The following is a 15,134-nucleotide window of genomic DNA, read 5'->3' on the forward strand; positions in this document are numbered from 1 at the left end:
TGCTAGAACTGTTCACCCCAATAAAAAATCTGAGATATCGCTAAATTTTTGTATTTGAAGAAGAGTTGAGGCATAAAAAAACCGGTAGGAGAAGCTCCATACCGGTTTTGGTTAACTGGATACTGACTAGAAGTTACAGGTATCGCAGTAGAGGTACATGCCGTTAGGATCATCGAATGAACTGAATTCTTCAATGACACCAGACCACTGGGATAGGAGCTGCTCCAATACGGTACTGGTTGTCGATTGTGGCAGGTAGGCCGCAGCCGAAGCGAACATCTCCTGGATGAAGATCTCTTGTGGACTCAGCTCCTGCTCTATGATCTCACTATCGAAGCCATCAAGATTTGCCATCTTGGCAGCTTTGGCTACAGCGCTGTCTAGATCACCCAGTTCATCCACTAAGCCTAATTCGACGGCTTTCTTACCGGACCAGACGCGTCCCTGAGCGATATTGTCGACATCGTCCAGACTCATGTCACGCTCAGTTGCAACGAGCGAGATAAAATCATGATAGCCACGTTCTATATGACGTTGAATGACTGATTTGATCTCAGGAGTGAGGCCCTTTGTAACCGATATCCCAGCCCAATCAGAGGTGGCGACACCGTCTGTGTGTATGCCTATGCTGGATAACGAGTCTTCAAATGTTGTCACCATACCGAAGATACCGATAGAACCGGTCAGCGTGGTTGGTGTCGCATAGATATAATCTGCACTGGCCGAAATCCAGTAACCTCCGGAGGCGGCATAGCTACCCATACTCACAACAACCGGCTTACCGGCGGATTTGAGTGCCAACACCTCTTGTCTTATCTGCTCAGAAGCAAATGCGCTACCACCAGGGCTATCGACCCTTAATACAACGGCTTTAACCTGATCATCGAAACGCGCCTTACGCAGCAGCTTTGAGGTGCTTTCGCCACCTATCTGTCCGGCAGGCTGGTTACCATTCAGTATGGTCCCCTTGGCGACAATAATACCGACCGTATCCTCGATCATCAGAGAAGGGTGAGTGGCAATCAAAGACTGATAATCGAAAAAGTTGATCTGCTTGAAGCTGTTACCTTCGGCGGCTTTACCCACGGTGTCGATCATTTCAAGTCTGAATGATTCGGCCGATGCCAGCTCGTCTACCCAGTTCATATTCAGCGCCATCTCGGCAGACTTGCCGTTGGCTTTATCTAACTCGATAAGGTATTGCTCGGCACTGAGAACGAGTTTATCGGCTGAAATATTGCGATTCTCGGCGACCTGAGTTTCATAATTTGCCCAGATATCATTAAGGAGTTCGGTATTGGCCTCTTTAGCCGCGGGTGACATGTCGTCCCGAATATAGGGCTCCACAGCTGACTTGAAGGTTCCGACACGGAAGATATGGGCCTTAACCTTTAGTTTTTCTAACGCCGACTTATAGTATTGGCGATAGCGACTCAATCCTTCCAGTTCGACACTACCTTGAGGGTTTAGGTAGATAGTATCGGCAAAGCTGGCAAGAAAGTATTGGTTTTGGCCATACCAGTTTGCTTTGGCTACGATAGGTTTTCCTGATTCTTTGAAACGGGTTAATGCGTCGCCAATCGATTGGAGTTTACTGATCCCGGTCCATTTTAGATGACCAATATCCAGTACTATCGATGAAATCCGTGTGTCCAGGGCCGCGTTATCGATAACATTGAGGACATCGGCAAGTAGCAGCTCACCACTGGCGTCGTGGCTCTTGCTGTTTTTCATGGCAGCTTCGATCGGGTCGACCTGCCTTTTCTGTTCAACAACAGAGCCGGAAAGGTTAAGCACTAACGCCGAGCCAGATTCAAGTTTGACATCATCTTCGACTGTCATCGCGACTATGATTGCCGCAAGAATACCAAAGAAGAAAAGATTAAGGATCAGCTTACGGATCCCATTTAAGGTATTCCAAATCAGTAGGGATATTCTTTTTATAAATGAGGGTTTAGCGGACATTATCCACTCCTATATTACTCCAATCTATATATGCTAACTGAAAAAAGCTTGAGAGGGAAAACTGAATTGTAAAGGAATCTGTAAGTGGGTATTTTGGGGTGAAACCCATTTAGCGCCAATGAAATGTACCTTGAATCTTTTGTGCTGCTTATATATACCTAATTTTAACCTATGCCACTTCATAAGATATAGTTGAGCTGAGATAATACAAAGGGTATGCTGGTTTAAATCACTTGTTTAAAAAGGATGTTTGAATGTCGTTTCCTCATTTATTAGAACCCTTAGATCTGGGCTTTACTCAGTTAAAAAACCGTGTGCTTATGGGCTCAATGCATACCGGTCTGGAAGAGGAAAAGGGCGGTTTTGAGAAACTGGCGGCTTTTTATAAGGAGCGTGCACTTGGTGGCGTTGGCTTAATCGTTACCGGCGGCATTTCCCCTAATCTTCGTGGACGTTTAGCCCCTAACGCCTGCCAGCTCAGTTTTCCCTGGCAAGTGGGCAAGCATAAGGTGGTGACCAATGCGGTCCACGACGCCGGCGGTAAAATTTGTATGCAGATATTGCATGCCGGTCGCTATGGTTATCATCCTTTTTCACAAGCGCCCAGTAAGATTAAGTCACCCATCACCCCATTTACACCCTCATCCATGTCGTCGCGACAAGTAAAGTGCACAATCAAAGATTATGCGACCAGTGCCGCTCTCGCTAAGAAAGCGGGCTATGACGGTATCGAAGTTATGGGCAGTGAAGGCTACCTCATCAATCAATTTATCAGCAGTCGCACTAACGTCAGAGACGATGAGTGGGGCGGGACCTTCGATAACCGGGTTCGTTTTCCACTGGAAATTGTACGTACGATTCGTGAAAAAGTCGGCGACGATTTCATCATCATCTTCAGACTCTCAATGCTTGATTTAGTCGATAATGGCTCAAGCTGGGAGGAAGTGGTTGAGCTGGCCAAGTGGTTAGAAAAAGCCGGTGTCACCATTATCAATACGGGTATCGGCTGGCATGAGGCCAGAGTACCGACCATTGCGACCAGCGTTCCACGAGGTGGTTTTGCCTGGGTAACGGAGCGACTTCAGAAAGAGGTGTCGGTACCCTTGGTTGCGACGAACCGCATAAACACACCTGAGATAGCCGAGCACATTCTCTCTTCTGGTCAGGCCGATATGGTGTCTATGGCCAGACCTTTCCTTGCCGATGCTGACTTCGTGAATAAAGCGGCAGCGGATACTCCCGAGCTGATTAATACCTGTATTGGCTGTAATCAGGCTTGTTTGGATCATACTTTTGCCCTGAAGCGTGCAACCTGTTTGGTTAATCCAAGAGCTTGTTATGAAACCGAGCTCAACTTTACACCGACCACAAATAAGAAGCGCATCGCTGTGATGGGCGCAGGACCAGCTGGGATGGCCTTCTCTATTTACGCCGCGTCCCGTGGCCATGAGGTCGTCTTATTTGAGGCAAAATCTGAAGTCGGAGGCCAATTTAACCTCGCCCGGAAGATCCCCGGTAAAGAGGAGTTCAACGAGACCATACGTTATTTCAACGAACAGATGAAACTCAATAACGTCGAGTTGCGTCTAAATACACGGCTGGATGCCTCTGTCGTCAGAGATGAGCATTTCGATGAAGTGGTCATGTCATCCGGTGTTGTTCCGCGTAAAATCGATCTGCCGGGCTTTGAAGACCCAAGAGTCGTTGATTATCAACAAGTGCTGAATGGTGAAGTGACCTTAGGTGAAAGCGTTGCCCTTATTGGTGCCGGTGGCATAGGTTTCGATATGGCACATTATCTGTGTGAGCCGGAATCTACGACACTCCAACCGGATAAATGGTTGAAGCAGTGGGGCATAGATAAAGAATACAGCCAAAGAGGTGGCTTGATTGAACCGGAATCGGCCGAGGTTCCTCGCCAGATCTATCTGCTACAACGTAAAAGTACCAAGATGGGTAAAGGTTTGGGTAAAACCACCGGATGGATCCATCGTCTGGTATTGAAAAAGCATCATGTTCATATGAAAACCGGCGTGACTTACCAAAAGTTTGATGACCAGGGGTTACATATCTCAGTCGATGGGCAGGATGAGATACTTGCCGTCGATAATGTCGTACTCTGTGCGGGTCAGGAGTCAAACAGAACACTGCTCGATGAGATGAAGGCAACCGGGTTACCTGTGCACCTGATAGGTGGCGTGGATGTTGCTGCTGAACTGGATGCCAAGCGGGCCATCAGACAAGGGGCCGAGCTGGCCATAAGACTCTAGTGAACTAGTCACACTTCTACTTTGAACAAGGGCGCTAAAAGCCTGAATATCTCTCGATACTTTCCGGGAGACATTCAGGCTTTTTTATTTTAAAGCGAACTTTGAATAACTACTAGACTCTGAACTGCTGGATCATGCCGTCGAGATTGACAGAAAGCTGTCTCAGCTCGCGACTGGACTGGGATACGAGGTGCGATCCGTCAGATACCCGCTTACTTGCATCACTGATATTGGTGATATTGCAATTTAACTCTTCGGTAACGGCGGTTTGCTGTTCGGTGGCACTGGCAACCTGTATGGCAATATCATTGATACTACCGATCGCATTGCTGATCTCTTCCATCGCGAGGTGAGCCTGGTCTGCTGCTACCACACTGGTTTGCATCTTGCACTGACTCGATTGCATCGATTGTACGGCTAGTTTTGCGCGGCCCTGTAATACTTCAATGGTGTCCTTAATCTCTCGCGCCGATGTTTGTGTACGCTGTGCCAGTACCCGGACCTCGTCGGCCACCACGGCAAAACCGCGCCCTTGTTCTCCCGCTCGTGCAGCTTCAATAGCTGCATTGAGGGCAAGCAGGTTTGTCTGCTCGGTAATATTGGCTATCACATCCAAAATAACCGCAATTGCATCGGTGTCCTTTTGTAACTGCTCGATGACGGTGTTAACTCGGGCTATTTCTGTGGCAGACTCATCGATGGCCGCAAGCGTTGAGGAGACCACGCTCTGTCCTTGTGCGGTAGCTTCAACTGCATTATTGGCGAATTCAGCCGTTTGGCTGGTGTTACGTGAGATCTCGACGATCGATGACTGTAACTCGTTCATCGCTGTGGCAACTTGAGTGACTTCATTACGTTGCTCCTCCATGCCGGTGGCCGAATCGTTTGCGACGCTGCCCAAATCTTCAACGGCGCTTCCCAACTGCACAGAAGAGGTGCCGATTTGGGTTATCATCTGTTGAAGCTTCATTCGGGTCGAGGTAAGAACATCGGCTAACGCACTGTACTCACTGCTGTTAAACCTTGCTCGTTCAATATCAACCGCTAAGTTTCCAGCCGAAATCTCTGTTAGCACTTCTGTGGTTGCTTGCAATGGTGAAAGGATGCGGCTTATAAGGATAATGCCAGCAAAGATGATAACCATGATGAAAATTGCAGCAATGATAATGAGGCAGATCTTTAAACTATCGATGGCTTTAGCACTGGACTGCTTGGCGTAATTGACTGTTTCGGCTTGTTGCTCAGTAAGTGCCCGTATGCCGGTTTCAATTCTGTCATAGATTTTCCAGGAGGCTGTTGAGGTTAGCATCTTAGCCGTATCTTTTGGCTCAGCCTTGCTATCCATGGCTAAAAATTGGTCGTGAAGTAACTTAAATTCTGCAATGGGTTGTTCTAATTGTGTCAGCTGTTGCTGTGTTCGGATATTTGCTATTTTCTTTAACTCAGTGAAGGTTTGATTGAGTGTGATGGCTTCACGCTCGATATATTTAACCGAATCCGAACTCATCTGAGTGCCCAATACGCGTCTTAAGCTGTAACCGATCTGCTCCCTTCGAAGCCCTGAACTCGATTGAAGCAGTTCAGCTGCAAGATTGCTGGAAACATACTCACGTTCCAACGAGTCTATCTGAGAGCGAACATTTTCTATGTTGTAACCTATCAGTACCAGTCCGATACAGAATATGAAGGCCAGAGTAGAGAATGTCGCTATCAGGAGATGTTTAATGGAACCGTATTTTTTCTTGTCAGTATTCAAGATGTTTCAGCCCTTATTTAGTGCGTAATACCAATCGGTATCAGTACGAGATCACGGCGGTAAGGCTAACTATGTTGAATGCTGACCTTACCACCCTAGTTTTGGATGATCTGATACTTCAAAAAATATGCCAAGCATGGATTAAAGTGCGGCATGGTACGCGGGCGGGAGCAAGATCAATAAATTGTGATATATCGTTGTTTTATTTCGTTAAATGCCGTCAATGACACGATATTTCGAGTTGAATTTACCGTGAGAAAGCCTCATCGGGCAGAAAATAAGAAAAGTCACGGCTGGTAGGGCATTACACCGATAGGTAACAGAGGTGGAACAGATTATATATTCGCGGTTTCCGGGCGCTCGTGTTTAGCTGTCGCTCTGACAACCTGAACCCCATCGGCAGACAGGTCTAAGTCGATATCACCGTCGGGCATACAACAGCAGGGCAGGCACTCATCAGATCCTAATGAAACCAGAGGCTCAGTATGGTAAGTCACACTACCGCTTTTTATCTTGGTTTTACAGGCACCGCAATATCCATTGCGGCACTCTGAAAACACCTTTATCTGCTTTTGCTCCAATGCCATTAAGAGGCTGGTGTGCTGCTGAGTAAACAGCAACACAGGCTGGCCTTGAAGGCTTACAATTGGCGCTTTTTTGAAAATGGGATTAAAGGTCAAAGTCTTCAAACTCACTCTCATCGATCGATGCATCGATCTGACCCACAAGGTACGAGGATACTTCAACTTCCTGAGGCGCAACCTGCACCGAATCACTCTCGAGCCAATTCTTCATCCAGGGAAGCGGGTTTGAAATATTTTCATATGGAAGGTCAAGGTTAACCGATTTCATGCGCTCATTAGTAATGTATTCAACATACTGACATAGGATCTGCTCGTTTAAGCCGATCATAGAACCGTCTTTGAACAGGTACTGAGCCCACTCTTTTTCCTGTTCCGCCGCTTTTACGAAGATGTCATAAGCTTGTTGCTCACACTCTTTGGCTATCTCACCCATCTCAGGATCATCGACTCCGGCTTGCATGAGTTTGATGATGTGTTGAGTGCTATTGAGGTGCAAGGCTTCATCTCGTGCGATAAGGCGAATAATCTTAGCGTTACCCTCCATAACATTACGTTCCGCAAAGGCGAACGAACAGGCGAAGCTGACGTAAAAGCGAATGGCTTCGAGTACGTTGACTGACATCATACATAGATAGAGTGATTTCTTGATCTCACGCTCGGTGACCAACACCTCTTTACCATCGATGGTATGGGTGCCTTCACCTAGCAGGTGAAATGCCTGGGTAAGCTTGATCAAGTCATCATAGTACTGGGCAATATCGGTAGCACGTTTGAGGATCTCTTCGTTTTCGACGATATCATCAAACACGATAGATGGATCATTGACGATATTACGAATGATATGTGTGTATGAGCGAGAATGAATCGTTTCAGAAAATGACCAGGTTTCAATCCAAGTTTCAAGCTCAGGCAGTGAAACCAAAGGCAGGAAAGCCACATTAGGTGAACGGCCCTGGATTGAATCCAGTAATGTTTGGTACTTGAGATTAGAGATGAAGATATGCTTTTCATGCTCTGGAAGGGCGGCATAATCAATTTTATCTTTACTGACATCGACCTCTTCAGGACGCCAGAAAAAAGACAGTTGCTTTTCAATTAGTTTTTCAAACACTTCATATTTTTGCACGTCGTAACGAGCCACGTTGACCGACTGTCCCAGGAACATAGGTTCAAGACGGGCATTGTTAGGTGTTTGACAAAAAGTAGAGTAGGCCATGTTTTCTTCCAGAATATAGGGGCATAGGCCCCTATTTAATTAGTAACAGACTCAGTGCGTTATCACGCTCTGAGTCGTAATGAGTGATGTTATATCTTACAAGCGCCGCCTTCACAGCCCTCATCTTCTTTCTCTACACTCACGATATCATCATGTTTATCAGACGCACCATCTCGGGTGTTATGATAGTAAAGCGTCTTAACACCCATCTTATAGGCCGTTAACAGATCCTTAAGTAAGACCTGCATCGGTACTTTTTGGCCATCGAAGCGACTCGGGTCATAGTTGGTGTTAGCCGAAATTGCCTGGTCGACAAATTTTTGCATCAAACCGACTAACTGCAAGTAACCATCGTTGTTCGGCATCTGCCAAAGTAGCTCATAACTGTATTGGTATTTCTCAAAATCAGGTACAACTTGTTTAAGCTGACCATCTTTACTCGACTTGACGCTGATAAGGCCACGTGGAGGCTCAATACCATTGGTCGCATTAGAGATCTGAGAAGAGGTCTCTGAAGGCATGAGTGCCGACAGTGTCGAGTTTCTTAAGCCATGTTGGACTATGTCCTGACGCAATGTTTCCCAGTCCATATGCAGGGGTTCATCACATATTTGATCCAGAGAGCGCTTATAGGTATCGATTGGTAGGATACCCTTAGAATATGTTGTCTCGTGGAATGAAGGACAAGCACCTTGCTCTTTAGCCAGATTCATTGACGCTTTCAATAGGTAATACTGAATCGCTTCAAAGGTCTTGTGAGTGATGTTGTTAGCCGAACCATCGGAGTAACGAACACCTTCTTTCGCTAAATAGTTAGCAAAGTTGATGACACCTATACCTAGAGTACGGCGGTTCATCGAAGACTTCTGAGCAGCAGTGATTGGATAATCCTGATAATCGAGCAGGTTATCTAACGCACGAACTGCAAGATCGGCCAGAGGCTCTAGTTCAGAAAGATCTTTTATGGCGCCTAAGTTCAGTGCCGATAGAGTACAAAGTGCTATCTCACCTTCTGGATCATTAATGTTATTCAATGGCTTAGTCGGCAGCGCGATCTCAAGACAGAGGTTAGACTGTCTGATTGGCGCAATTTTGCTGTCAAACGGGCTGTGCGTATTACAGTGATCCACGTTCTGAATGTAGATACGACCCGTTGATGCACGTTCCTGCATCATTAATGAAAACAGCTCAGAGGCTTTAACCTGCGTTTTACGCACATTATCATCGGCTTCATATTGAAGATATAAACGTTCAAACTCATCTTGATCTTCAAAAAATGCATCATAAAGACCGGGCACATCTGATGGGCTAAACAAACTTATCATGCCGCCCTTAATAAGACGCTGATACATGAGCTTGTTGAGCTGTACACCATAATCCAGATGGCGGATACGGTTATCTTCTACACCACGGTTATTCTTCAGAACCAACAAAGACTCAACTTCGAGATGCCACAGTGGGTAGAAAAGTGTTGCTGCTCCACCGCGTACGCCGCCTTGCGAACAAGACTTAACCGCTGTTTGGAAATACTTGAAGAAAGGCAAACAACCGGTATGGAATGCTTCACCGCCACGAATTGGGCTGCCTAATGCGCGGATACGTCCCGCATTGACGCCGATACCGGCTCTCTGGCTGACATACTTAACAATTGATGATGCTGTCGCATTGATAGAGTCAAGACTGTCGCCACACTCAATAAGTACGCATGAGCTGAATTGACGTGTTGGTGTACGTACACCGGCCATAATCGGCGTAGGCAGAGAGATCTTAAAGGTTGAAACTGCATCATAGAAGTTTTTGATGTAGGTTAAGCGCGTCTCTTTCGGATATTTGGCAAACAGACAGGCCGCAACCAGAATATAGAGAAACTGAGCGCTCTCATAAATTTCATGGGTTACACGGTTCTGAACCAGATATTTACCTTCCAGCTGCTTTACCGCAGCATAGGAAAAGTCCATGTCACGCCAGTGATCGATATAGCCATCTAAGATATCGAGTTCTTCTTGCGTGTAATCTTGCAAAATATGGGTGTCATACTTGCCCATCTCAACCAACTTTACCACGTGATCGTAGAGTTTAGGCGGTTCGAATTGACCGAACGCCTTCTTACGAAGGTGGAATATGGCTAAACGAGCCGAGAGGAATTGATAATCCGGAGACTCAGGTGAGATAAGATCGGCTGCGGCTTTAATGATTGTTTCATGAATAGCTTCTGTTGGAATGCCGTCAAAAAATTGTAGGTGAGAGCGAAGTTCAACTTCAGACACCGATACATTTTTTAGGTCTTTGGCAGCCCAGGTGATGACACGATGGATTTTATCTAGATCGATGGTTTCACGCTCGCCACTACGTTTTGTGACTTTCAGATTGCTATTCATTAAAGATAGGCCTTGGTTTTAATATTTATGAAGGTGTTCAGTGCTGAACACCCTACGATTCCTTGTAAACAATCAAATTGAACACCGAAATTCGGTAGTTTCCATGACTTCACACAAGAGTGCTCTTGTGTCTCTGATTGTCACTAACACACTATATATGGTGTTTTTAAATTTCTTAGGTACAAGATAGTGAGGTTAGGCACATTTTGCAAGTATGAATTTTGGGGGAATCTTGTGGATAACCTGAGGGTAAACTTGCCTGTTAGTAATGGCTAACCTTTGATGGCTGTTTTTATTGGGCTTGCAGCCTGGAGAATAAAAATTAACCGAACTGATCCAGATCAAAAATCCAAAGGATCGACTGGCGATCTTTTGGATCTCTGAGCAATTTACCGACCCAGCATTAGTGGTTCCTTAAGCAGGCCTGGTTGAGATTGACTCAATAAAAAAGTCGATGATGGCGGTAGGTGATTCAAAAGAAAACTCCCCCGGCCAATTCTGAGTGTGAGTCAGGTCGTCAATATAGCCCCATTGAGCAACCCCCCCCAACATTGCACTATCTGCTGCTGCGATCAAATCACGTTCTGCATCACCTAAATATAAGATCTCATGAACCTGACAATTAAGTTGCTGTGCGGCGAGTAGCATTGGCGCGGTATGAGGTTTTGAAAACAGTGTACTATCGCCGCTTATTACCGTTTTCATTCTCTGGGTGAGCGAAAGGGCATGGATCAATGGTCGCGTGTATTTCGCGGCCTTATTGGTGACAATTCCATAAGGGATCCCGCTCTGGTCCAGATAATCGAGAAGGGCTGCGACCCCATCAAACAGTTGGCAGTGATCACCGTTAACTTGGGCATAGCTATCCAGTAATCCCTGTTGAACGGCACGGTGTTGGATTTCCGATGCATCGGGAAGGGCTGCTTTAGCTAATGCCAAACTGCCATTGGATGCCACGTGGCGCATCTCTTCCAGTGAAACTGGAGGGTGAGCGAACGATTCAAGACTCATGTTGAGCGCGGCAATAAGATCGGGGGCGGTATCGACAAGCGTTCCATCGAGGTCAAACAGTACCCCTTTTATTTCCGCTGCAATCAGCGTTTGAGTCACCACAGTCATTTAATCGATACTCTTTTTTGTCGCTATCATATAGTTAACATCGACATTATTAGTATAGGTAAATGTTTCAGTGATCGGGTTATAACTGATACCGGTAGCATTTTCACAGAATAGTTCGGCATGTTCGGCAAGTGCGATTAACTCTGATGGTTTGATGAACTTATTATGGTCGTGTGTTCCGACAGGAAGCATCTTCAACAGGTACTCGGCACCTAAAATTGTTTCTACATAAGCCCGTAGGTTTCTATTAATAGTAGAGAAGAACACATAGCCGCCTGGTTTGACCATATCGGCGCAGGCTTGAATGACAGAGCGAGGGCTGGGCACGTGCTCTAACATCTCCATACAGGTCACGATATCATAGGTCTCTTTGTGTGTTTCACGATGAGATTCTGCTGTGTCCTGTATATAGTTGATCTCTACATCCATCTCTAAAGCATGCAGACGTGCAACATCTAATGGCTCTGTGCCCATATCCAGTCCATCGACGATGGCACCAATTCTCGCCATACTTTCAGATAAGATACCGCCACCACAGCCAACATCGAGGATTCGCTTCCCAAAAACGCCACCACTGGTTTGATCGATATAGTTGAGGCGAAGCGGATTTAATTTATGTAACGGCTTAAATTCGCCTTCAGGATCCCACCAGGTTTCAGCCATTTTCTCAAATTTGGCTATTTCTTGTGGGTCGACATTGATCTCTTGCTTCACATCTTGCTGCACTATATCACCTCAATAGCGATTATTTATTACTGTCATTATACCCATAGGTTCTAATAAACAAAGGAGATTCAAAAGAGATTTAAGCGATTATTTAACCAATTGATTGTTTAGCGAACATAGTTTGATATGAGTCAATTAATTATAATTTAAATCTAAAGTTGAATAGGGTCTACCGACAATAAATAACTGTGTTAGAATGCCAAATCACGTTTTCAGGCTCAACAATTTCACCAACTCATTTCGGGTAGTGATTTGTCGGCTAAATTTCAAGGGATCGAGCAGTTTATGACTGATCTGGCTTCATCTATAACACCAATTAATATTGAAGACGAATTAAAGAATTCATATCTTGATTACGCAATGAGCGTAATCGTAGGCCGGGCATTACCTGATGTCCGTGACGGCCTAAAGCCTGTTCATCGCCGCGTTCTTTTCGCGATGAGTGAGCTTAAAAACGATTGGAACAAACCTTATAAAAAGTCGGCACGTGTTGTCGGTGACGTAATCGGTAAATATCACCCTCATGGTGACACCGCCGTTTATGACACCATTGTACGTCTGGCCCAACCATTCTCGATGCGTTACACCCTGGTCGATGGTCAAGGTAACTTCGGTTCTGTCGATGGCGATGCCGCGGCGGCGATGCGTTATACCGAAATTCGTATGGACAAGGTGGCTCATCAACTGTTGGCCGATCTTGAGAAAGAGACGGTCGATTTCGTACCTAACTATGATGGTACTGAGTTCATTCCTTCTGTCCTGCCGACTCGTATTCCCACACTGCTGGTTAACGGTTCATCGGGTATTGCGGTTGGTATGGCAACGAACATTCCACCACATAACCTCAATGAAGTTGTCAGTGGTTGTCTGGCCTTAATCGAAAACCCTGATTTAACCATCGCTGACTTGATGGAATACATCCCGGGTCCGGACTTTCCGACTGCTGCACTGATTAATGGCCGTAAAGGTATCATCGATGCCTACAACACAGGCCGTGGTCGTGCAGTCATGCGCGCCCGAGCGGTTGTAGAAACCGAAGACAATGGTCGTGAACGTATTATTGTCAACGAGATCCCTTATCAGGTTAACAAGGCGCGCTTGATCGAGAAGATTGCCGAGCTGGTTAAAGATAAGAAGATCGAAGGTATCAGTGGTCTGCGTGACGAGTCTGATAAAGACGGTATGCGCATCGTTGTTGAGATCAAGCGTGGTGAAGTGGGTGAGGTTGTTCTGAATAACCTTTATGCACAAACCCAAATGCAGTGTTCTTTCGGTATCAACATGGTTGCACTGACCAATGGTCAGCCAAAACTATTCAATCTGAAAGAGATGCTTGAGTGCTTCATCTTACACCGCCGTGAAGTTGTTACACGTCGTACTGTATTTGAACTGCGTAAAGCCCGCGACAGAGCTCACATACTTGAGTCTCTGGCAATTGCACTGGCCAACATCGACCCTATCATTGCACTGATCAAGGCATCTCCAACTCCTGCTGAAGCAAAAGTTAAGCTTATTGCTGAAGGTTGGGAGCTAGGCCATGTACAAGGCATGCTTGAAAAAGCTGGTGATGATGCGGCTCGTCCTGAGTGGTTAGAGCCTGAGTACGGTATCCGTGATGGACGCTACTACTTAACAGAGCAGCAAGCACAAGCGATTCTCGACCTACGTCTGCATAAGTTGACTGGTCTTGAACACGAGAAGATCTTAAAAGAGTATGAAGAGTTACTGGAGATCATTGCAGCGCTTCTTTATATTCTTCGCAGTCCAGAACGTTTGATGGAAGTGATCACGGAAGAGCTTCAAGAAGTACTGGAAAACTTCGGTGACGAGCGTCGTACTGTTATCAATGCTAACGAAGTTGATATGAGCTTGGAAGATCTGATCAACGAAGAAGATGTAGTGGTGACGCTATCTCATCTTGGTTACGCTAAGTACCAGGTGCTTACAGATTACCAAGCGCAGCGCCGTGGTGGTAAGGGTAAAGCAGCAACGAAAGTCAAAGATGAAGATTTCGTTGAGAAACTGTTGGTTGCCAACACCCACGATACGATTCTATGTTTCTCTGACTTCGGTAAGATGTACTGGCTGAAAGTTTACCAGTTGCCGCTTGCGAGCCGTACGGCGCGTGGTCGACCAATTGTAAACATACTGCCACTATCTGAAGGCGAACGTATTACCGCTATCTTGCCGGTTCGTGAATATGCTGAAGATAAGTACATCATCATGGCAACTTCTCACGGTACAGTGAAGAAGACTGCGCTGACTGCTTACAGCAATCCACGTGCAAACGGAATCATTGCGGTTAACCTTAAAGATGGTGACCAACTCATTGGTGTCGATATTACCGATGGTAATGACGATATCATGCTCTTCTCTAACGAAGGAAAAGTCGTTAGATTTAACGAGAAGGTACGCGATTCAGAAACCGGCGAGGTTAAACTTGACCCTGAAACCGGTGAAGAGGTCTTAGCTTTACGCCCAATGGGACGTACAGCAACCGGTGTTCGCGGTATTCGTCTCGAAGATGATCAAAAGGTTGTATCACTAATCGTTCCTAAAGATGATGGCGCAATCTTAACCGTGACCGAAAACGGTTATGGTAAGCGTACCGACCTTTCTGAGTATCCGGCTAAGAGCCGTGCTACTAAAGGTGTGGTTTCAATCAAGGTCAGCGAGCGTAACGGAGCCGTAGTCGGTGCCGTTCAGGTCGGTGAAAATGATGAAATCATGCTGATCAGTGACAAAGGTACCTTAGTACGTACTCCTGCGACGGGTGTTTCGAGCATTGGACGTAACACGCAAGGTGTAACGATTATTCGTACTGCAGAAGAGGAAAAGGTCGTCGGTCTGCAACGAATCGATGAAATTCAGGATGATGAGGTTGAGCTAGATGAAGAGGGTAACCCAATCATCAGCGAAGCTACTGATACTGAAACTCCATCGGGTGAAGCTCCAGCAGCAGAAGATACGTCGGAAGCTGAACCTGCAGAGTAATAGCTACTCATTAAGCTAATATGATTTAACGGGCGTCCATCTGGACGCCCGTTTTGTTTTATTCTTTGAAAAGATTGATTTATTAAAAATATTCTAGGTAACTTGTCATTTCCTATGACAATATGG

At 45.9% G+C, this 15,134-nt stretch carries 9 protein-coding genes; 2 read left to right on the forward strand and 7 right to left on the reverse strand.

Annotated elements, in window-relative coordinates:
- Positions 1–126: 126 nt before the first annotated feature.
- Positions 127–1,965 (reverse strand): signal peptide peptidase SppA, encoded by a 1,839-nt coding sequence (gene sppA, locus EKG39_RS06715; protein ID WP_126504978.1) that lies wholly within the window; start codon positions 1,963–1,965, stop codon positions 127–129.
- Between the two features lie 254 nt (positions 1,966–2,219).
- Between sppA and EKG39_RS06720 the strand changes: the two genes are divergently transcribed.
- Complete coding sequence (locus EKG39_RS06720) at positions 2,220–4,235, forward strand: oxidoreductase (RefSeq protein ID WP_126504979.1); 2,016 nt, start codon at positions 2,220–2,222, stop codon at positions 4,233–4,235.
- Positions 4,236–4,347: 112 nt separating this feature from the next.
- On the opposite strand, the gene EKG39_RS06725 is transcribed toward EKG39_RS06720, so the two are convergent.
- From EKG39_RS06725 to ubiG, 6 genes are all read right to left on the reverse strand, one after another.
- A complete protein-coding gene (locus EKG39_RS06725; protein WP_126504980.1) occupies positions 4,348–5,991 on the reverse strand; it encodes a methyl-accepting chemotaxis protein in 1,644 nt (547 codons plus the stop codon).
- A gap of 335 nt (positions 5,992–6,326) precedes the next feature.
- Positions 6,327–6,692: a class I ribonucleotide reductase maintenance protein YfaE gene (yfaE, locus tag EKG39_RS06730; protein ID WP_126505330.1), complete on the reverse strand. Its 366-nt coding sequence runs from the start codon at positions 6,690–6,692 to the stop codon at positions 6,327–6,329.
- Entirely contained in the window at positions 6,661–7,791 is a 1,131-nt protein-coding gene (gene nrdB / locus EKG39_RS06735; RefSeq protein ID WP_126504981.1) for a class Ia ribonucleoside-diphosphate reductase subunit beta, read from the reverse strand. The genes yfaE and nrdB overlap by 32 nt, the downstream gene beginning before the upstream one ends.
- A gap of 89 nt (positions 7,792–7,880) precedes the next feature.
- Positions 7,881–10,169, reverse strand: coding sequence for a class 1a ribonucleoside-diphosphate reductase subunit alpha (nrdA, locus tag EKG39_RS06740; RefSeq protein ID WP_126504982.1), 2,289 nt, complete (start codon positions 10,167–10,169; stop codon positions 7,881–7,883).
- A 414-nt stretch (positions 10,170–10,583) separates the two neighbouring features.
- Complete coding sequence (locus tag EKG39_RS06745) at positions 10,584–11,288, reverse strand: HAD family hydrolase (protein WP_126504983.1); 705 nt, start codon at positions 11,286–11,288, stop codon at positions 10,584–10,586.
- Positions 11,289–12,002 carry a bifunctional 2-polyprenyl-6-hydroxyphenol methylase/3-demethylubiquinol 3-O-methyltransferase UbiG gene (gene ubiG / locus EKG39_RS06750; protein WP_126505331.1) on the reverse strand — a complete coding sequence of 238 codons (714 nt, stop codon included), beginning with the start codon at positions 12,000–12,002 and terminating at the stop codon, positions 11,289–11,291.
- Between the two features lie 297 nt (positions 12,003–12,299).
- Here ubiG and gyrA point away from each other — a divergent pair, with 297 nt between their 5' ends.
- On the forward strand, positions 12,300–15,008 hold the full coding sequence (gene gyrA, locus EKG39_RS06755; RefSeq protein WP_126505332.1) for a DNA gyrase subunit A: 2,709 nt from the start codon (positions 12,300–12,302) through the stop codon (positions 15,006–15,008).
- Positions 15,009–15,134: the final 126 nt, after the last annotated feature.

The sequence above is a fragment of the Shewanella atlantica genome, assembly GCF_003966265.1.
Classification (GTDB): Bacteria; Pseudomonadota; Gammaproteobacteria; order Enterobacterales; family Shewanellaceae; genus Shewanella; species Shewanella atlantica.

Excerpts from the sequence above, each read along its gene's own strand:
- sppA (WP_126504978.1), bottom strand. The coding sequence starts at position 1,965 with ATGTCCGCTAAACCCTCATTTATAAAAAGAATATCCCTACTGATTTGG.
- EKG39_RS06720 (WP_126504979.1), top strand. The coding sequence starts at position 2,220 with ATGTCGTTTCCTCATTTATTAGAACCCTTAGATCTGGGCTTTACTCAG.
- yfaE (WP_126505330.1), bottom strand. The coding sequence starts at position 6,692 with ATGAGAGTGAGTTTGAAGACTTTGACCTTTAATCCCATTTTCAAAAAA.
- nrdB (WP_126504981.1), bottom strand. The coding sequence starts at position 7,791 with ATGGCCTACTCTACTTTTTGTCAAACACCTAACAATGCCCGTCTTGAA.
- nrdA (WP_126504982.1), bottom strand. The coding sequence starts at position 10,169 with ATGAATAGCAATCTGAAAGTCACAAAACGTAGTGGCGAGCGTGAAACC.
- EKG39_RS06745 (WP_126504983.1), bottom strand. The coding sequence starts at position 11,288 with ATGACTGTGGTGACTCAAACGCTGATTGCAGCGGAAATAAAAGGGGTA.
- gyrA (WP_126505332.1), top strand. The coding sequence starts at position 12,300 with ATGACTGATCTGGCTTCATCTATAACACCAATTAATATTGAAGACGAA.